Here is a 17,418-nt window from a genome sequence, read left to right on the forward strand (position 1 = left end):
GGGCTCGCTTTCTAGATCTGCACGCAGACGTTCACGGGCTCGGAGAAGAAGTCCAGGGAGTACTCTCCCCCCTCGCGGCCGATCCCGGACGCCTTGACCCCGCCGAACGGGGTGCGCAGGTCGCGCAGGTTCCAGCAGTTGACCCAGACGATGCCCGCCTCGACGCGCGGCGCCACCCGGTGCGCCCGCGACAGGTCGCTCGTCCACACGGTGGCGGCCAGGCCGTAGGGGCTGTCGTTGGCCAGGCGCACCGCCTCCTCCTCGGTGTCGAACGGCGCGACGTGGCACACCGGCCCGAAGATCTCCTCGCGGACGACCCGGGCCGTCTCGGGCAGGCCGGTCAGCACGGTCGGCTCGACGTAGAAGCCGCCGTCGCGCCGGTCGCCGAACGCGGGGACGCCGCCGCCCGCCGCCACCGTGGCGCCCTCCTCCACCGCCAGCCGGTAGTACGACAGCACCTTGTCGCGGTGCGCGGCGGAGATCATCGGGCCGTAGTCGCGCAGCGCGCGGGCGCGTTCGGCGAGCGCGGCGGTGAACTCGGCGAAGATCGGGCGTTCGACGTAGACGCGTTCGGTGCACAGGCAGATCTGCCCGGAGTGGGTGAACGTCGAGCGGACCGTGCCGTCCAGGGCCCTGTCCAGGTCGGCGTCGGCGAAGATCAGCGCGGGATTCTTGCCGCCCAGCTCGAACGAGACCGGCGTGACGTGCTCGGCGGCGTTGCGCATGATCGCCGCGCCGGTGGCCGACTCGCCGGTGAACGCGATCGCGTCCACGCCGGGGTGGCCGGTCAGGAACTCCCCCGCCGCGCCGGGGCCGTGCCCGTGCACGAGGTTGAACGCGCCCGCCGGCAGCCCGGTCCCGTGGATCACGTCGGCCAGCAGCGTGGCCGTGGACGGCGTCTGCTCCGACGGCTTGGCCACCACCGCGTTCCCGGCCGCCAGGGCGGGCGCGACCTTCCAGGTGAGCAGCAGCAGCGGCAGGTTCCACGGGGAGATGACCGCGACCACCCCGAGCGGGCGCCGCACGGTGTAGTTGAGCGCCTCGCCGGTGCCGCCGCTCCAGCCCGGCACGCGTGTGGTGTAGGCGTGCTCGCCCCGTCCGTACAGCAGGTCGGCGTAGGCGCGGAAGTTGCCGACGGCGCGGGGGATGTCGACGGTGGCGGCCAGGTCGCGGGGCTTGCCGGTGTCGGCGGCCTCGGCGTCCACGAACTCCTCGAACCGCGCCTCGACGCCGTCGGCGATCTCGCGCAGGGCGGCGGCCCGGTCCTGCGGGGAGGCGGCGCCCCAGGGGCCCTGGAGCGCCCGCCGGGCGGCCCGGACGGCCGCGTCGACCGTCTCGCGGGACGCCTCGGGCACCCGGCCCCGCTCGGTGCCGTCCACCGGGTCGATCAGCGGGAAGTCGCGCTCGCCGTCTCCGGTGAACGCGCCGCCGACATAGTGCTCAGGCTTCATGGTCATCCCTCGGACGGGTCCCCGCGCGCACGGGCCGGACACTGCGATGATGCGCCCCGTCAGCTATACCTGACAAATACTCTTTGCCTTCGCGGCTATCACGAGATGGTGATAGGAAGGCGGCATGCGACCGATCGACCTGCTCAACGGGCGGCTGAAGCTGCGGCATCTGGTCCTGGTGGTGGCGATCGCCGACCACGGCAGCGTGCTGCACGCCGCCCGGCACCTGCGGCTGGCGCAGCCCGCGGCGACCCGCAGCCTGCGCGAGGTCGAGGACGTGCTCGGCGTGGAGCTGTTCACCCGGGGGCCGCGCGGGGTCACGCCCACCCTGTTCGGCGAGGCGTTCGTCGAGCACGCCCGCGCCGTGCTGGCCGAGCTGCGCCGCGCCGGGGAGCGCATCGCCGAGCTGGCCGACGCGCGGGTCGGCACGGTCACCATCGGCACCCTGCTCGCCGGGTCGAACGTGCTGCTGCCGCGCGCCATCGCCGCGCTGAAACGCGACCGTCCCGGCATCACCGTGATCGTGCGGGAGGCCACGTTCGACGTCCAGGCGCCGCGCCTGCTGGACGGCGAGCTCGACCTGATCGTGGGCCGTCTCAACCCCATCGACGACCTGCGCGGGCTGCGGCAGGTCACCCTCTACGGCGAGCCGGTCCGCCTGGTCGCCCGCCGCGACCACCCCGCCCGGCGGCGCCGCGGCCTCGCCCTGCGCGACCTGCTGGACTACCCGTGGGTGCTGCCCCTGGAGCAGACCGCGCTGCGCCAGGAGCTGGAGCAGGTGTTCCGCGACGAGGGCCTGCCGCCGCCGTCCGACCTGGTGGAGTGCACGTCGATCCTGACCGTGCGCACCCTGGTCCGCGACACCGACATGATCGCGGCGCTGCCCGAGCTGGTGGCGGTGACCGACGGCGAGATCGCCCCGCTGCCCGTGCCGCTGGAGCCGGTGCGCCGCCAGGTCGGCGTGACGCTGCCGGACGGACGCCCGCTGACGCCCTCGGCCCGGCTGATGCTCGACCACCTCCGGCGGGAGGCGGCCGCGCTCACCGGCCGGTTCGAGCGATGAGCCCCAGCAGCGCCCGGCTCACCGCGGAGCCGGCGTCGGCCAGGTCCAGCACCACGTCGAAGTGGTTGCGCTCCGGGACGACCAGCAGTTCGGCCGCCTCGCCCCAGTGCCGGTGGAACCCGCGCGACTGCTCGACGAACCCGGTGCCGTCGTCCTCGGCCACCGCCACCACCGCCGGGCAGCGCCGTCCGGCCGGCAGCAGTCCGGGGCTGAGCCGGGCCGCCCTCCGCACGTCCAGGCCGAGCCACTCGTTGACGTAGACGCGCACCAGGGGCCGTATGTCGAACAGCCCGCTGAACGGCATGGCGGCCTTGACCACGTCCGGGGGCAGCCCGAGCGCGTCCTGCCAGCCGTCCACCATGAGCATCCCGGTCAGGTGCCCGCCCGCCGAACTGCCGCCCACCACGATGCGCTCCGGGTCGAGCCCGTGGTGCGCGCCCTCGCGGTGGACCCAGGCGACCGCCGCCCGCACCTGGCGGACGATCTCCTCCAGCGTCGCCGCGGGCGCCAGCGTGTAGTCGGGCACGACGGTCGCGACGCCCTGCTCCCACAGCATCCGCGCCATGAACGCCGAATCGTGCCGCGACAACGCCCGCCAGTAGCCGCCGTGGACGAACACGAACACCGGCCTGAGGTCCGGGCCGGTGCCCCAGACGTCGAGGCGCTCACCACTGGTCTCGTCGTACACGACCCCCGGATGTCCGGGCAGCCCTTCCACGGCCTCGTCCGACATCCGCCGGTAGCGGGTCATGAGGCGCGCGAACTCGTCCTCCCCCGCCTTGCGCCGCACGTTGTAGGCGACGTCCAGCTCCTCGTCGGACAGCTCCCGCCCCGGCCAGTCCTCCAGCGACACGGTCATGCCCCCAGCCTCCGCCGCCCGGCCGGCGCAATCAAATACCGTTACGGGCGTCCGCTATAACGAACCGGGACGACCCTCGTCCCACACCGGCTCGTCGGCCTCGTACACGACGCCGTCGCCGCCGAAGATCAGGTAGCGGTCGAAGTCGTCGGCGAACCAGCGATCGTGCGTGACCGCCAGGACGGTGCCGGAGAACCCCTCCAGCCCGTGCTGCAGGGCCTCGGCGCTCGCCAGGTCCAGGTTGTCGGTGGGCTCGTCGAGCAGCAGCAGCGTCGCGCCCGACAGCTCCAGCAGCAGGATCTGCAGCCGTGCCTGCTGCCCGCCCGACAGCGTCTCGAACGGGCGCCGTCCCGCGGGTGCCAGCTCGTAGCGCGCCAGCGCCGCCATCGCCTCGTTCAGCGTCAGCGCGTACTCGGTGGTGATGATGTCGGCGGGGGTGCGCCCGTGCAGTTCAGGACGGGCGTGCGTCTGGACGAAGTGCCCGGGCGACACCCGCGCCCCGAGCCTGGCGACACCGGTGTGCGCGACGTCCTCCCCCGCCAGCAGCCGCAGGAACGACGACTTCCCCGAGCCGTTGGACCCGAGCACCGCCACCCGTTCCCCGTACCAGATCTCGGTGTCGAACGGCCGCATCAGCCCCGTCAGCTCCAGGCGCTCGCACGTCACCGCACGCTTGCCGGTGCGTCCGCCCCTCAGCCGCATGCGCACGTTCTGCTCCTTGGGCGCCGCCCGGGGCGGCCCCGCCTCCTCGAACCTGTGCAACCGCGTGCGCGCCGCCTGGTAGGCCGACGCCACCGCGTCGTTGTTGGCGGCGCGCTGCCGCAGCGTGTGCACGAGCCGCTTGAGCCTGGCGTGCTCCTCGTCCCATCTCCTGCGCAGCTCGTGCAGACGCTCGGTGCGTTCCCTGCGCGCCTGCGCGTAGGTGGCGAACCCGCCGCCGTGCACCCACACGTCCCCGCCCTCCACGGTGACGATGCGGTCGGCGGCGTCGGCGAGAAGCCGCCGGTCGTGGGAGACAAGCAGCACGGTCTTGGACGTGCCGGTCAGCCTTTCGGCGAGCCACTGCTTGCCGGGGACGTCCAGGTAGTTGTCGGGCTCGTCCAGCAGCAGCACGTCGTCCGGGCCGCGCAGCAGCGCCTCCAGGACGAGCCGCTTCTGCTCCCCGCCCGACAGCGTGCCGACGGGGCGGTCCTTCGCCCGCTCGTAGGGCAGCCCCAGCGCGACGGTCGTACAGGTGTCCCAGACGACCTCCAGCTCGTATCCGCCCGCATCGGCGTAGTCGTTGATGGCCTCGGCGTATGCCAGCTGCGACGCCTCGTCGTCGCCGAGCGCGCGCTCGGCCCGCGCCAGCCGCCCGGCCGCCGACCGCACCCGTCCGGGTGCCACCGACACCAGCAGGTCGTGCACGCTCCGCCCGTCCCGCACGCTGCCGATGAACTGCCGCATGACGCCCAGCCCGCCCGACACGCCCACCACGCCGTCCGCCGAGCTCAGCTCGCCCGCGACCAGCCGCAGCAGCGTCGTCTTGCCCGCCCCGTTCGGGCCGACCAGGGCGGCCTTGGCGCCCTCGCCGATCCGGAACGACACGTCGTCCAGCAGGGGACGGCCGTCGGGCAGCACGTAGGTCAGCCGGCTCACCTCGACATGTCCCACGACGCTCCCTCGTGCACTGTTCGAGCAACTCGACCAACGATCCGGTACCGGCTCAATGTACTAGGCTCGCCCGCATGACCGACAGCGTGTGGCTCAGACCGCGCAGAGCCCGGCGCGACGCCCCGCCCCTGACCCGCGAGCGCATCGTCGCCGAGGCCGTGGCGCTGCTCGACGAGGAAGGCCCCGACCGCCTGACCATGCGCCGCCTCGCCGAACGCCTCGGCACCGGCTCGACGACCCTCTACTGGCACGTGGAGACCAAGGACGACGTGCTCGACCTCGCGCTCGACGCGATCCTCGGCGAGTTCCCCGTGCCCGCCCGCACCGGCGACTGGCGCGCGGACGCGACCGCCCTGCTCGCCGAGTGGCGCGCCGCCATGCTCCGCCACCCGTGGTCGGCCGCGCTGCTGGGCCGTCCGCTCCTCGGCCCGAACGTGCTGGCCCGCACCGAGTACCTGCACGCCGTCCTCGTCGACGCGGGGTTCACCGGCCCCCGGCTCGTGGCCGCCGCCTACGGCCTGGCCAACTTCGTCGTCGGCTCGGCCCTGATGCAGGTCAGCTCGACCGGCGAGGACCAGACCCGCCGGACCGCCGACGAACTGCTGGCCCGCCACCGCGACCTCTACCCCACCCTCGCCGCCCACGGCCACCCCAGCGCCAACGACTGGGACACCGCCTTCACCCAGTCGCTCACCTGGCTCCTCACCGGCATGACCCCGGACTGAGCGGAGAAGGCGATCGCGGGCGGGGGGATCGTCCGGAAAGATGGGGCCTCGAAGGCGTCGGCCCCTGCCGGAAAGGCGATCCCGCTGTGCCCGAGAGTCAACCGCTGAACGGCTCCGACCCGCGCCGGCTCGGCCCGTACCGCCTGCTCGGACGGCTGGGGCGGGGCGGGATGGGCACGGTGTACCTCGGCGAGGACGGGCACGGACGGCACGTCGCGGTCAAGGTCATCAATCCCGAACTCGTGCAGGAGGAGCCCTTCCGCGCCCGGTTCGTGCGGGAGGTCACGGCGGCGCGGCGGGTCCGGCCGTTCTGCACGGCGCCGGTGCTGGACGCCGACCTGACCGGCGACCCGCTGTACGTCGTCACCGAGTTCATCGACGGGCCGACGCTGGACCGGGCGGTGCGCGAGGGCGGGCCGCTGACCGGCTCGAACCTGGACGCCCTGGCCGTGGGCACCGCGACCGCGCTGTCGGCCATCCACGGCGCCGGGCTGGTGCACCGCGACCTCAAGCCGTCCAACGTGCTGATCTCGCCGTACGGGCCGCGCGTCATCGACTTCGGGATCGCGCGGGCGCTGGACGCGACGTCCGCCACCCGCACCGGGCAGCTCGTCGGCACCCCCGCCTACATGGCGCCCGAACTGCTGCGCGGCGGCGAGCTGACCCCGGCGGCCGACGTGTTCTCCTGGGGGTGCGTGCTGGCGTTCGCCGCGTCCGGGCGCCCGGCGTTCCCCGGCTCCACCGTCGAGGAGATCCTCTTCCGGGTCGTGAGCGATCCGCCGAGGCTGGACGGGCTGACCGGCCCGCTGCGCGAGCTGGTCGAGCAGGCCACCGCGAAGGACCCGGCGCGGCGGCCGTCCGCCGGCGACCTGCTGGACCGGCTGACCGGCGGCCGCGACACCGCGGCGGCCGCGCGCACGGTGGCCGAGCAGCCCCCGCCGCCGTCGCCCCACCCCGCGCCGACCGCGCACCTCACGGCTCCGGCGGACCTGCCCGCCGCGCCCACCGTCGCGGATTCCCCGGGCGGGCGCCGGGGCCGTCTCCTCGCCGTCGGCGGCGCGGCGCTCGCGGTCGCCGTGATCCTCGTCGTCGTGGCCGTGGCGCTCACCAGGAACGGCGGCTCCTCCGAGGCCGCCGACTTCGAACCACGCGAAACGCTCGTGACCGACGACTTCGAGGACGCCGGGTCCGGCTGGTTCGAGGGCATGCCCGGCTCCCCCACGTACGTCGGCGGCGTGTACCGGATGCGCGCGAACATGGGCGAGGACGCCAAGTTCATGCCGCTGCCGCAGGGGAAGAGGATCCCCGCGCGGATGCTCCTGGACGTGAAGACCCGCATCACCGAGGGCGGCGGGGACGCGGAGGCGGGCGTGTTCTGCCGCAACGGCTACGGCGGCGCCAAGTACACCCTGGGGCTGCGCCCCGACGGCGTGGCCGGCATCCGCAAGTCCGAGCTGGGAGGGCGTTCACGGCAGCTGGCGCGCTCCGAAGGCCCCGTCGGCACTCCCGGCAAGTCCAACCGCATCCAGGCCACCTGCGCGGGCTCGGGCACCAAGGTCGAGCTGGCGCTGTGGGTGAACGGCAAGCGGGCGGCGACGGCGGTGGACGCCGCCTCCCCCCTCAAGTCGCAGGACGACCGGACCTCTACGGGCCTGTACGTCGACCCGAGGGGGGCGGGCTCCGCCGGAGCCGACTTCGACGACTTCACCATGGCCGACCTGGGCTGACCGGACGGTCCTGCGGGGCGTAAATCACGTGGCGCGAGCGGTGCGTGCCGCGTTACGTTCGGGGACGCCTTCACCTCGCGGCTGCTGAACCACGAGGACCACGGCGGCGGCTCGCTTCCGCCGCCTTCTCCGGCGCGCCCTCCAGCGCGCCCGCTTCCGCGTTCGTTCTTCCAGCAGCCCGAGGACTTCACCATCATGCGCATCCGTCAGGACCGCCGTCTCGTGCGGCGTGACGAGCACTGGCTCACCCTGCCGAACCCCTGGGACATCCCCATCGACATCTGCGCCGGCGAGCGCGTGCCGCTCGAACCGGCCGCCGTCGACGAGGTGCTGTCCGTCCTGGAGACCGCCGGCACCCTCGCCCGTCTCGCCGGGACGGCACCCGGCCACGGCACGCCCCGTCTCACCCGCCTGGTTCTCACTCCCGACTTCCACAAGGGCGCGGGCATACCGATCGGCACGGTCGTCGAGACCGAGGGCGCGCTGCTCCCGCAGGCGGTCGGCAACGACGTCAACTGCGGCATGCGGCTGGAGGTCACCTCGCTCACCGTGGAGGAGGTGCGGCCGCGCCTGGACGCCCTGGAGCGGCGGCTGCGGCACCTGTTCTTCGAGGGCGGCCGCCGCATCGCCCTCACCCCCGTCCAGCGGGAGGCGCTCCTGCGCGACGGGCTCCCGGGTCTGCTCCTCACCGGCGACGCCCCGTGGCAGGGCTACCAGCCCACCGACCCCGGCGACTGCCTGGACCGCATGCACGCGCCGGCGCACCCGGCCGGAACCGCCGGCGCGTTCGCCGACTGGATCACCAGCGCGGGCGGCGGCGGAGGCGCCAGCCACGACAGCATCATCGGCGGCATCGGCGGCGGCAACCACTTCGCCGAACTGCAGTACGTGGCGCGGGTCCACGACGCCTCCGCCGCGTACGCGTGGGGCCTGACCCCGGGCACGGTCGTGCTGATGGTGCACAGCGGCTCGCTGTCCCTGGGACACCAGGCGAACGCCACGGCGCTGGACGGGCTGCGCGAGACGTGGCCGGCGGGGCTGCCCCGGCCCCGCAACGGGATCCTGCCGTTCCCGCTGGACGAGCGTTCCGCCGCGGCCCGCCGCCGCTACCTGGACGCGTTCGGCAATGCCGCCAACTTCGCCGCCGGCAACCGCTTCTTCCTCGCGCTCACCATGCGGGCCGGGCTCGCCGCCGAATGCGGGCGGATGACGGCGCGGCTGGTCTACGACGCGCCGCACAACCTGTTCTGGCGGGACGGGGACCGCGTCGTCCACCGCAAGGGCGCGACCCCCGCGGGCGGGCACGAGCAGATGACGGGCGGCCCGTACGCGATGTGGGGCGAGCCGGTGATCGTGCCCGGGTCGATGGGCGCGGCCAGCTACGTGCTGCGCGGCCACGGCGATCCCCGCACGCTGGCCAGCGCCTGCCACGGCGCCGGACGGCGCGTGCCGCGCGGCGCCACCGCCGCGGGCGAGCGACCGCGACCTCGACGCCTTCCTCCGGGAGTTCCGCGTGGTCACGCCACTGGACCACCGCGACCCGGCGGTGGCGCGCCGCGCTGACGTGATGGCGGCCTGGCGCCGCGACCTCAAGCAGGAGGCGCCATGGGCCTACAAGGACATCGGCCCCGTGGTGTCGAGCCTGCACGCGGGCGGCGTGGCCGCGCCGGTGGCCGAACTGCGCCCGCTCCTCACCGTCAAGGGCTGAGCGCGGCCCGCCGACCGGCCCGCCGACCGGCCTCTCAGGCGGTGGCGCGGGTCAGGGCGCCGAGCGCGGCGACGACCTGGTCGGCGGTCGGCATCGTGCCGGGCGACAGAAGGGCCTGCAGGACGTAGCCGACGACGAGGCCGTGCACCAGCGAGCCCAGGCCCCGCGCGGTGTCCTCGTCGACGTCGGCGGCGTCCACGCCCAGGACCATGGCGGCGAGCTCGGCGCGGGCGCGGCCGACGGCCTCCAGCAGGGGGCCGCGGACCTCCTCGCTGAACTGCGCCTCGCTGTAGGCCTGCACGCTGGCGACCAGCAGCGGCCGGCTGCGGGGGATCGCGGCGAACAGCTCGGCCAGGAACACGCGCAGGCGTTCGGCGGGGCTCGCCTCGCCCGCCGCCCGGACCGCCGCCTCGATCGTGTCGCCCCACTCGTCGGACGCCTGCAGCACCGCCGCGGCCATGAGGCCGTCCTTGGAGCCGAAGTGGTAGCCGATGGACGCCAGGTGCGCGCCCGAGGCGGCGGCGATGTCGCGGGCCGTGGTGCGGCTGTAGCCCTTCTCGGCAAGGCAGGCCCGGGCCCCCGCCAGCAGATCCTCGCGCTGTCCCATGGCCCCGGAGCCTAGCATTTGTACGGACGTACGTTTTGACGGCCTGTTTGTACGTACGTACGATCGGCCCATGCGCTCTCTCCGCCCCTGGGGCCTGGCCGTCCTGCTGCTGCCCGCGCTGCTGGTGTCGATGGACCTGTCGATCCTGTTCGTGGCCGCTCCCGCGATCTCCGCGGAGCTGGCGCCCACGGCCACGCAGTGGCTGTGGATGATGGACGTCTACGGCTTCGTGATGGCCGGGCTGCTGATCACCATGGGCGGCCTGGGCGACCGCATCGGCCGCCGCCGGCTGCTGATGTTGGGCGCGGCGTCGTTCGGCGCCGCGTCGGCCGTCCTGTGCCTGGCCGGCGACCCCGTGGCGTTCATCCTCGCCCGGGCGCTGCTGGGCGTCGGCGGCGCGACGCTCGCCCCGTCCACCCTGTCGCTGATCCGCGGCATGTACCCCGACGAGCGGCGGCGGCGCGCGGCCGTGGGCGCCTGGACGGTCGCGTTCACCGGCGGCTCCGTCGCCGGCCCCGTCGTCGGCGGGCTGATGCTCGAACGGTTCTGGTGGGGGGCGCTCTTCCTCGTCAACGTGCCCGTCATGCTGCTCCTGCTGGCGACCGCGCCGCTGCTGGTGGCCGAGTCCAGGAGCCCGCACCCGGTGCGGTTCGACGTCCCCGGCGCCGCCCTGTCGTTCCCGGCGATCCTGGCGCCGGTGCTGGCCATGAAGCGGATCGCCGAACACGGCGCCGACCTGCCGGGCATCGCGGCGGCGGGCGGGGGCGCGGTGTTCGCCGCCGCGTTCGTGGTGCGGCAGCGCCGCGCGGCCCACCCGCTGGTCGACGTCGGCCTGTTCCGGGTCCGCGCCTTCGCCGCCGCGGTCGGCGCGAACGCGGCCGTGGCGTTGGCTGCGTCGGGGCTGGGAGTGCTGGCGTTCACGTTCCTGCAGACCGTGCACGGGCTCAGCCCGCTGCGCGCGGCCCTGTCCGCCCTGCCGACCGTCGCGGGGACCTTCGCGGGCGCGGCGGCCGCCGGGGCGCTGGCCGACCGGCTGCGCACGGCGCCGCTGATGGCAGCGGGGCTGACGGCCGCGGCCGCCGGTTTCGCCGTCGTCGCCTCGGTGGGCCCGGACACGTCGCCGTGGGGCTTCGTCGGCGGCTACACCGTGCTGACGTTCGGCGCCGGCATCACCGGGACGCTCGCCAACACGCTCATCCTCGCCACGGCGCCCCCCGAGCGCGCCGGAGCGGCGGCGGGCATCTCCGAGACCAGTGCCGAGCTGGGCGCGGCGCTGGGCATCGCGGTGCTCGGCACGACCGCCGGCACGGTCTACCGCACCGCCATGGAGGCGGACGCGCCCGCGGGGACCGGCGAGGCCGCCACGCAGACCGTCGCGGGCGCCGTCGCCGCCGCCGAACGGATCGGCGGGCAGGCCGGGACGGCGCTCCTCGACGCGGCCGCGTCCGCCTACACCGACGGGGTCACCACGGCCGCCGCGGTCAGCGCCGCGCTGCTCCTGCTGGTGGCGGCCGCGACGGCCGTCGCGCTGCGCGGCATCCGCTGACCGGCGCGCTGACCGCCGCCGGCACGATCGCACTGGTGGCCGGCACCTCCGCGGCGGCCGCCGCCGTGACCGGTGAACACCGGTGCCGCATCGATCCGGCCGGCTCGTCCCCCGACCGCCGCGGACGCCGTTAACATTCCACGGAGTGCCAAGATCCCCCGTTGGCATGACCTGTACTGGAACGGCGTGAAATGGATGACCTCGACGAGCTCCGGCACCAGCTGCCGGGCGGCCTGGCGCAGCTGTTCGCCGACCCGAGCGTCGAGCGGTCGCTGTCCACGCCGCTGCCCGACGGCGACGTGGTGTGGCCGGACCCCGGCTACCCGCAGCGCCAGTTCGTCCGGCGTCCCGCGTTCTGGGTGAGCGACGACCCGGTGTCCGGCGAGCTGTGGGCGCGGCTGCGCGCCGAGCATCCCGTCTCGGGCCTGTGGCCGCTGCTGATGGACGAGTCCGCCCAGCCGTGGGCGGCGGGGCAGGTCGCCCCCGAGCCCGTCGAGGAGATCGCCAACTACGCCCCCGACGCCTTCATGTACGAGGTGTGGTCCGACTGGGTGGAGCAGGCCACCGAGGAAGACCTGGAGGACCTGGCCCCGTTCGGCGCGCACTGCCCCGGCACGGCGCCGCCGGCGTCCCTGCTGGACGACCCCGGCGCCGTCGCCGACCGCAACGCCCGCTCGCTGGCCTCGCGCGGCCTGTCGCTCGGCCTGGTCGCGGTGGACCGCGGCGCCGACGCGCTGGCCGCGGTGGGCTGGCAGGGCGCGCTCAACCACAACGAGTGGACCGCGCCGCTGGCCGCCGTGGTGCGCGGGTGGGAGGACCGCTTCGGCGCCCGCGTCGTCGGCCTCGGCTTCAACACCCTGGAGCTGAGCGTGGCCGCGCCGCCCGTCACGGCACGCCACGCGCTGCACGTGGCCGCCGAGCACTGGGCGTTCTGCCCCGACATCCTGTTCCAGGGCCCGGGCACGCTGGCCGGGTACGCCGAGGAGATCCGCGGCAAGACCTGGTGGTCGTTCTGGTGGGACTGATCCGGGGTTGACGCAGGTCAGCGGCCCTGGACCGGTCCCACGGCGGTGCCGGGCACTGGTCCGGCGCGGCCGCGTCTGTCTACTATGCGACCCACATGCCCACCGGAGCCGAGCCCGCCCCTCGCTCCGCCGCCACGCACGCTCGTCGGAGCACGCTCGGAAGGGAACCCAGGTGCGGACACGGGGGTCAGTCAGGTCCGGCAGTCAGCGACGCGCGGGCGGACGGAGCCGGACGCTCCCCGCGGTCATCGCCACCGCGGTCGCGGCCACCCTGGTCGCGGACGTGGCCGTCGTCGCGTCCGGCGTGCTGGACGACTCCGGCGATGCAGGCGGAACCGGTCATCTGGTCTCCATCAACACCGACACGGCGACCCCGACCGTCGCGCCGCTCACCGGGCTCCTCACCCCCAGCCTGCTGGTCGCGGGCGACGCCCCGCTGCCGCCCGACGCGGTCGAACGCGCACGCCGGGTCAAGGGCGTCGCGGGGCTGACGGTCGTGGACGCCGCCCAGGCGCAGGTGGCGGGACGCCGCGTGGGGCTGCTCGGCGTCGACCCGTCGAGCTTCCGCGCGTTCACCCCGCGGCAGTCGGCCGAGTCGGACGCGCTGTGGCAGAGCGTGGCGACCGGCGGCCTGGCGGTGTCGTTCGAGCTGAGCCGGGACGGGTCGGTGCCGCTCGGCGGCGTCGTGCAGGCGGGCGGCGCGGGCGCCCCCGGCAACCTGCGGGTCGCCGCGTACGCGTCGATGGGCATCGAGGACGTGGACGCGGTGGTGTCGCGCGCGCAGGCCCGTACCCTGGGCATGCCGCAGGGCAACGGCCTGGTGGTCAGCGCGTCCAAGACCGCCGCCGGGACGCTGTCCAAGCGGCTCAGGAAGGTGCTGCCGCCCGGCACCCGCGTCGCGGTGCTGCAGGACGATCCGCCGCGCCGCGCGTCGGCCGCCAAGGCGCCCAAGGCGCCCAAGCAGTCGGGCCCGCGTGTCACGGGACGGCCGGACGGGGCGACCGGCGCCCGCACCACCGTCACCGGCAACCTGATGACCGCGACCATGCGCGACCTGGTGATGGAGCTCGACCAGATCTTCGGCCCGTTCCCCACCATCGGCTGCTACCGCGGCGGCGCCGACGCGCAGGACCACGCCGCCGGACGCGCCTGCGACTTCATGGAGGGCCCGATCGGCCGCATGCCGAGCGCGTCGGCGCAGCGCCACGGCGACCAGGTCGCCGCGTACGCCGTCGCCAACGCCCGCCGTCTCGGCGTCTCCTACGTCATCTGGAAACAGCACATCTGGAACGTGCGCTTCCCAGGCTGGCGCCGCATGGAGGACCGCGGCAGCATCACCCAGAACCACTACGACCACGTGCACATTTCCGTGCTGAGGTGACCGCAGCGGAGCGCTAGCGGAGCGAGGATCGCCTCAGCACGGCTCGGGGGTCTGGGGGTCGCCCCCAGAAAATGGGCGGGTTCACAGTTCCTGTTCGGCCCAGACGGCCTTGCCGGTGGGGGTGCGGCGGACGCCCCAGCGGCGGGCGATGCGGCCGACGACGTGCAGGCCGCGGCCGGACTCGGCGTCGCGCAGCGCGTCCCCGGCGTGGCGGCTGACGCGGGGCCGGGCGTCGGAGGAGTCGAACACCTCGCACACCAGCCCGCCCTCGCGGACCAGGCGCAGCGTGATCCGGCCGCCCGCGTGCCGGACCGCGTTGGTGACCAGCTCGGAGGTCAGCAGCACGGTCGAGTCGGCCAGTTCGGCCAGGTCCCAGCGGTGCAGGCGGTCGCGGACCAGGCCGCGGGCGCGGCGGATCGCGGCCGGGTCGCCGGGCAGCTCCCAGGAGACGTGGTCGTCGGCGGGGATGCGCCGCAGCCGCGCGACGAGCATGGCGATGTCGTCGCGGTGCCGGTCGTCGTACACGCCGTCCAGGCTGGCCTGGCACAGGGCCTCCAGTGACCGTCCGCGCGAGCCGGGGCCGAACACCGCGCGCAGCCGCGCCAGCCCGTCGTCGATGTCGCGGGTGCGGTTCTCCACCAGCCCGTCGGTGTACAGGACGAGCAGGGTGCCGTCCTCGACGGTGAACTCGCGGCTGACGATGGGGCCGGCGCCGACGCCGAGCGGCGGGGCGGGCCGCACGTCCAGGTAGGAGGCGGGGCCGCCGGGCGGGACGAGCAGCGGCGGCAGGTGCCCGGCGCTGGCGGCCTCGCACTGCCCGGTGACGGCGTCGTAGACGGCGTACACGCAGGTGGCGAAGTGCGGTTCGCGTTCGCCGAGCGAGCCCATGAGCGAGTCGAGGCGTTCCAGGGCCTCGGCCGGGGGCAGGTCCAGCCCGGCCAGGGTGTGCAGGGCGGTGCGCAGCCGTCCCATCGTCACGGCCGCGCGCACGCCGTGCCCGGCGACGTCGCCGACGACCAGGGCGACGCGGGCGCCGGGCAGCGCGATCGACTCGTACCAGTCGCCGCCGACCTCGATGAGGCGGCTGCCCGGCAGGTAGCGGTGGTGCACCTCCACCGTGGACGGCGCCGACAGGCCGGTGGGCAGCAGGCTGCGCTGCAGGGTGAGGGCGGTGGCGCGCTCGCGCGAGTAGCGGCGGGCGCTCTCGATGAGGATGGCGGCGCGGGCGGCGAACTCCATGCCGATCTCGACGTCGTAGGCGTCGAACGGGCGGTGCGCCGCGCCGCGCACGCACACGAAGAAGCCGAGCGCCGACCCGTCCGACACGATCGGCAGCAGCAGCATGGACGCCCCGTCGAGCAGTGCCGCCACGGGCGCCCGGTGCCAGGCCTCGGCGATGTGCGAGGCGCCGTCGGCGTCCAGTTCGGCCAGGACGGGCGCGGCGGTGTCCAGGCACCGCGTGTACGGGGTGCCGGCCGGGTAGACGATGGTCTCGCCGGTGGGGAACGTGGCGTCCCACACCGGGTCGCCGTCGTCGAAGCCGACCGCCATGCGGCGCATCAGCGGCGGGTCGTCGGCGCCGCCGCCGGGTTCGTCGGGGTCGGCGACGCTCTCGCGCAGCAGCAGGGCGCCGGAGGTGCAGAAGTGCGGCACCACCACGTCCATCAGGCCGCGGGCGAGCTGGTCGAGGTCGAGGGTGGCGCCGATGCGCGGGAGGGCGTCCTCCAGCAGGGCGCGGCGGACGACCGCCGGGTCCAGGAAGCGGTCGGCGCCGGGGACGGGGACGCGGATGACGGCCAGCGCCGCCAGGCCGGGCAGGTCCCCGGACATCGGATGGACGGTGACGACGGCGTCGTGCCGGTCGCCGCCGGCGGTGCCGAGCACGACCATGGCGGTGCGCTCGCGGCCCTCGCGGACCGCGTCCAGCAGGCGGTCCGGCGCGTCCCCCTCCGCGCCGACGATCACGTCGCCGAGCCCGGTCACCGGCATGCCATCCGGGCCCCCGCCCAGAACCGCCGTGGCGTTGCGATCGAACTGAACCATTTTCCCCGAAGAATCCAGGCCGACCAGCAGAATTCGGGTGGAGGACTGCATCGCTCGATTATGGGACATTTTCCGACGGGATGAGGTAGATAACCGGCAACAGGCACCGCACGCGTCAATGTGCGCACAGCCGAAGAGCGCGAGGAGGCCACGTGACGCCCGCCGAACCGCCGCATCGGATCGCCGTCGTCGGAGCCGGCCCCACCGGGCTCGCGCTGGCCGCCGAACTCGCCCTGGCCGGGGTGCCCGTGCGCCTGTACGAGCGCAGGCCCGCGCCCCGCACCGACTCGCGGGCCATCGTCCTGCACGCCCGCAGCCTGGAGCTGCTCGACCTGCGCGGCCTGGCCGGACGGTTCACCGACCAGGGCAGACCGCTGCGGACCTTCCCCCTGGGCGTGCGCGGCGCGGCCGTCGACTTCGGCCGCCTGCCCTCCGATTTCCCCTACATGCTGAGCATCCCGCAGAGCCGTGTCGAGGCGCTTCTCGTTGATCGGGTCCGCGAACTCGGCGCCGAGTTCGCCTGGTCGAGCAAAGTCGCCGGACTCGAGCAGAACGGTGACGAAGTGCGCGTCGAACTCGATTCGGGAGAACGCGAGTCGTTCGCGTATGTCGTCGGCTGCGACGGCATCCGCAGTTTCACGCGGGAATCGCTGGGCTTACCGTTCCCCGGCCACCCCAATCCCGGCTCGGTGGCACTGGCCGACCTGTATCTCGACGGCCTGTCCATGGACACGGCGTACGGTGAGCTGTCCGACCGGGGAATGCTGCTGGCGTTCCCGTTCCGCGACGGGTCGTGCCGTCTGGTGCTGTACGACTACGCGCGGGCGGACGCGCCCGTGGACGAGCCGGTGACACTGCCGGAGGTGCACGCCGGCATCGTCCGGATCACCGGCCGCGACCTCGGGCCGCGCGACATGACCTGGTCGGGGCGGTACCGCAGCGAGAGCCGCCAGGTCACCGCCTACCGGCACGGCCGCGTGCTGCTGGCCGGGGACGCCGCGCACACCCACTCCCCCGCCGGGGCGCAGGGCCTGAACGCGGGGCTGCAGGACGCGTTCAACCTCGGCTGGAAGCTGGCCGCCGCCGTCGCCGGACGCGCGCCCGGCTGGCTGCTGGACTCCTACCACGACGAACGCCACCCGGTGGGAGCGGCGGTGCTGGCGCTGACCGGCCGCCAGTTCCGCCTCAACACCGCCCGGACGCCGCTGCGCAAGGCGCTGCGCTGGACCGCCGAACGCCTGGTCGCGCCGCTGCCGCCCGTGGCCGGCCGCCTCGCCCGCGCGTACTCGGGCGTGTCGGTCGCCTATCCGCCGCGCGGCGACGGCGCGCACCGCCTGGCCGGAACGCGGCTGCCGCCCGGCACGCTCGCGCACACCGGCGGGTCCGCCACCCGCCTGTACGAGCACTTCCACCGGGGGCGCTTCGTGCTGTTCGACACGGCCGGGCATCCCGCCCTGCCCGGGCACGTGACGGCCGTGCGGCACAGCGGCGTGAACGGGGCGCGGCTGCCCGCCGCGACGCTGGTGCGTCCGGACGGCTACATCGCCTGGGCGTCCGACGAACGCGACGAGGCGGCCCGCGTCACCGCTGCCGCCGCCGCGGTCCGCGAGTGGTGCCCGAGCCGGTGACG

General features: G+C 74.7%; 14 protein-coding genes. 9 read left to right on the forward strand and 5 right to left on the reverse strand.

Annotated elements, in window-relative coordinates; genetic code table 11:
- Positions 1-11: 11 nt before the first annotated feature.
- Positions 12-1,451, reverse strand: a complete 1,440-nt coding sequence (locus ABZ801_RS38785) for a 2-hydroxymuconic semialdehyde dehydrogenase (protein WP_360708197.1) — start codon at positions 1,449-1,451, stop codon at positions 12-14.
- 124 nt (positions 1,452-1,575) lie between these two features.
- Here ABZ801_RS38785 and ABZ801_RS38790 point away from each other — a divergent pair, with 124 nt between their 5' ends.
- Positions 1,576-2,514 (forward strand): LysR substrate-binding domain-containing protein, encoded by a 939-nt coding sequence (locus ABZ801_RS38790; RefSeq protein WP_344957777.1) that lies wholly within the window; start codon positions 1,576-1,578, stop codon positions 2,512-2,514.
- On the opposite strand, the gene ABZ801_RS38795 is transcribed toward ABZ801_RS38790, so the two are convergent.
- Together ABZ801_RS38795 and ABZ801_RS38800 are read right to left on the reverse strand one after the other, a co-directional pair.
- Positions 2,492-3,373 (reverse strand): alpha/beta hydrolase, encoded by an 882-nt coding sequence (locus tag ABZ801_RS38795; protein WP_344957775.1) that lies wholly within the window; start codon positions 3,371-3,373, stop codon positions 2,492-2,494. The genes ABZ801_RS38790 and ABZ801_RS38795 overlap by 23 nt on opposite strands.
- Positions 3,374-3,427: 54 nt before the next feature.
- Complete coding sequence (locus ABZ801_RS38800; RefSeq protein WP_360708200.1) at positions 3,428-5,026, reverse strand: ATP-binding cassette domain-containing protein; 1,599 nt, start codon at positions 5,024-5,026, stop codon at positions 3,428-3,430.
- Between the two features lie 74 nt (positions 5,027-5,100).
- Here ABZ801_RS38800 and ABZ801_RS38805 point away from each other — a divergent pair, with 74 nt between their 5' ends.
- The 4 genes from ABZ801_RS38805 to ABZ801_RS38820 all read left to right on the forward strand — a co-directional run bounded on the left by ABZ801_RS38805 (position 5,101) and on the right by ABZ801_RS38820 (position 9,186).
- The gene (locus ABZ801_RS38805) at positions 5,101-5,751 is read left to right on the forward strand and encodes a TetR/AcrR family transcriptional regulator C-terminal domain-containing protein (protein WP_360708203.1); all 651 of its coding nucleotides are present in this window, start codon (positions 5,101-5,103) and stop codon (positions 5,749-5,751) included.
- Between the two features lie 86 nt (positions 5,752-5,837).
- Positions 5,838-7,478, forward strand: a complete 1,641-nt coding sequence (locus ABZ801_RS38810; protein ID WP_360708204.1) for a serine/threonine-protein kinase — start codon at positions 5,838-5,840, stop codon at positions 7,476-7,478.
- 195 nt (positions 7,479-7,673) lie between these two features.
- Positions 7,674-9,041: an RtcB family protein gene (locus ABZ801_RS38815; RefSeq protein ID WP_360708207.1), complete on the forward strand. Its 1,368-nt coding sequence runs from the start codon at positions 7,674-7,676 to the stop codon at positions 9,039-9,041.
- Positions 8,992-9,186, forward strand: coding sequence for an RtcB family protein (locus ABZ801_RS38820; RefSeq protein WP_360708210.1), 195 nt, complete (start codon positions 8,992-8,994; stop codon positions 9,184-9,186). Before ABZ801_RS38815 ends, ABZ801_RS38820 begins: the two co-directional genes overlap by 50 nt.
- Before the next feature lie 34 nt (positions 9,187-9,220).
- Here the strand turns inward: ABZ801_RS38820 and ABZ801_RS38825 are convergent, their stop codons facing one another.
- Positions 9,221-9,793, reverse strand: a complete 573-nt coding sequence (locus ABZ801_RS38825) for a TetR/AcrR family transcriptional regulator (RefSeq protein WP_360708213.1) — start codon at positions 9,791-9,793, stop codon at positions 9,221-9,223.
- Between the two features lie 70 nt (positions 9,794-9,863).
- Between ABZ801_RS38825 and ABZ801_RS38830 the strand changes: the two genes are divergently transcribed.
- From ABZ801_RS38830 to ABZ801_RS38840, 3 genes are all read left to right on the forward strand, one after another.
- Positions 9,864-11,339, forward strand: coding sequence for an MFS transporter (locus ABZ801_RS38830; RefSeq protein ID WP_360708216.1), 1,476 nt, complete (start codon positions 9,864-9,866; stop codon positions 11,337-11,339).
- 191 nt (positions 11,340-11,530) lie between these two features.
- A complete protein-coding gene (locus ABZ801_RS38835) occupies positions 11,531-12,364 on the forward strand; it encodes a DUF4253 domain-containing protein (protein ID WP_344953545.1) in 834 nt (277 codons plus the stop codon).
- Between the two features lie 283 nt (positions 12,365-12,647).
- The gene (locus ABZ801_RS38840; RefSeq protein ID WP_360708219.1) at positions 12,648-13,745 is read left to right on the forward strand and encodes a hypothetical protein; all 1,098 of its coding nucleotides are present in this window, start codon (positions 12,648-12,650) and stop codon (positions 13,743-13,745) included.
- Between the two features lie 81 nt (positions 13,746-13,826).
- Here the strand turns inward: ABZ801_RS38840 and ABZ801_RS38845 are convergent, their stop codons facing one another.
- Positions 13,827-15,788, reverse strand: a complete 1,962-nt coding sequence (locus ABZ801_RS38845; RefSeq protein WP_360708221.1) for a SpoIIE family protein phosphatase — start codon at positions 15,786-15,788, stop codon at positions 13,827-13,829.
- 152 nt (positions 15,789-15,940) lie between these two features.
- On the opposite strand from ABZ801_RS38845, the gene ABZ801_RS38850 reads away from it, so the two are divergent.
- Positions 15,941-17,416, forward strand: a complete 1,476-nt coding sequence (locus ABZ801_RS38850) for an FAD-dependent monooxygenase (protein ID WP_360708224.1) — start codon at positions 15,941-15,943, stop codon at positions 17,414-17,416.
- The last annotated feature ends 2 nt before the right edge of the window (positions 17,417-17,418 follow it).

Source organism: Actinomadura sp. NPDC047616, from assembly GCF_040642915.1.
Lineage (GTDB): Bacteria > Actinomycetota > Actinomycetes > Streptosporangiales > Streptosporangiaceae > Spirillospora > Spirillospora miaoliensis.

Excerpts from the sequence above, each read along its gene's own strand:
- ABZ801_RS38785 (WP_360708197.1), bottom strand. The coding sequence starts at position 1,451 with ATGAAGCCTGAGCACTATGTCGGCGGCGCGTTCACCGGAGACGGCGAG.
- ABZ801_RS38790 (WP_344957777.1), top strand. The coding sequence starts at position 1,576 with ATGCGACCGATCGACCTGCTCAACGGGCGGCTGAAGCTGCGGCATCTG.
- ABZ801_RS38795 (WP_344957775.1), bottom strand. The coding sequence starts at position 3,373 with ATGACCGTGTCGCTGGAGGACTGGCCGGGGCGGGAGCTGTCCGACGAG.
- ABZ801_RS38805 (WP_360708203.1), top strand. The coding sequence starts at position 5,101 with ATGACCGACAGCGTGTGGCTCAGACCGCGCAGAGCCCGGCGCGACGCC.
- ABZ801_RS38815 (WP_360708207.1), top strand. The coding sequence starts at position 7,674 with ATGCGCATCCGTCAGGACCGCCGTCTCGTGCGGCGTGACGAGCACTGG.
- ABZ801_RS38825 (WP_360708213.1), bottom strand. The coding sequence starts at position 9,793 with ATGGGACAGCGCGAGGATCTGCTGGCGGGGGCCCGGGCCTGCCTTGCC.
- ABZ801_RS38830 (WP_360708216.1), top strand. The coding sequence starts at position 9,864 with ATGCGCTCTCTCCGCCCCTGGGGCCTGGCCGTCCTGCTGCTGCCCGCG.
- ABZ801_RS38835 (WP_344953545.1), top strand. The coding sequence starts at position 11,531 with ATGGATGACCTCGACGAGCTCCGGCACCAGCTGCCGGGCGGCCTGGCG.
- ABZ801_RS38845 (WP_360708221.1), bottom strand. The coding sequence starts at position 15,788 with ATGGTTCAGTTCGATCGCAACGCCACGGCGGTTCTGGGCGGGGGCCCG.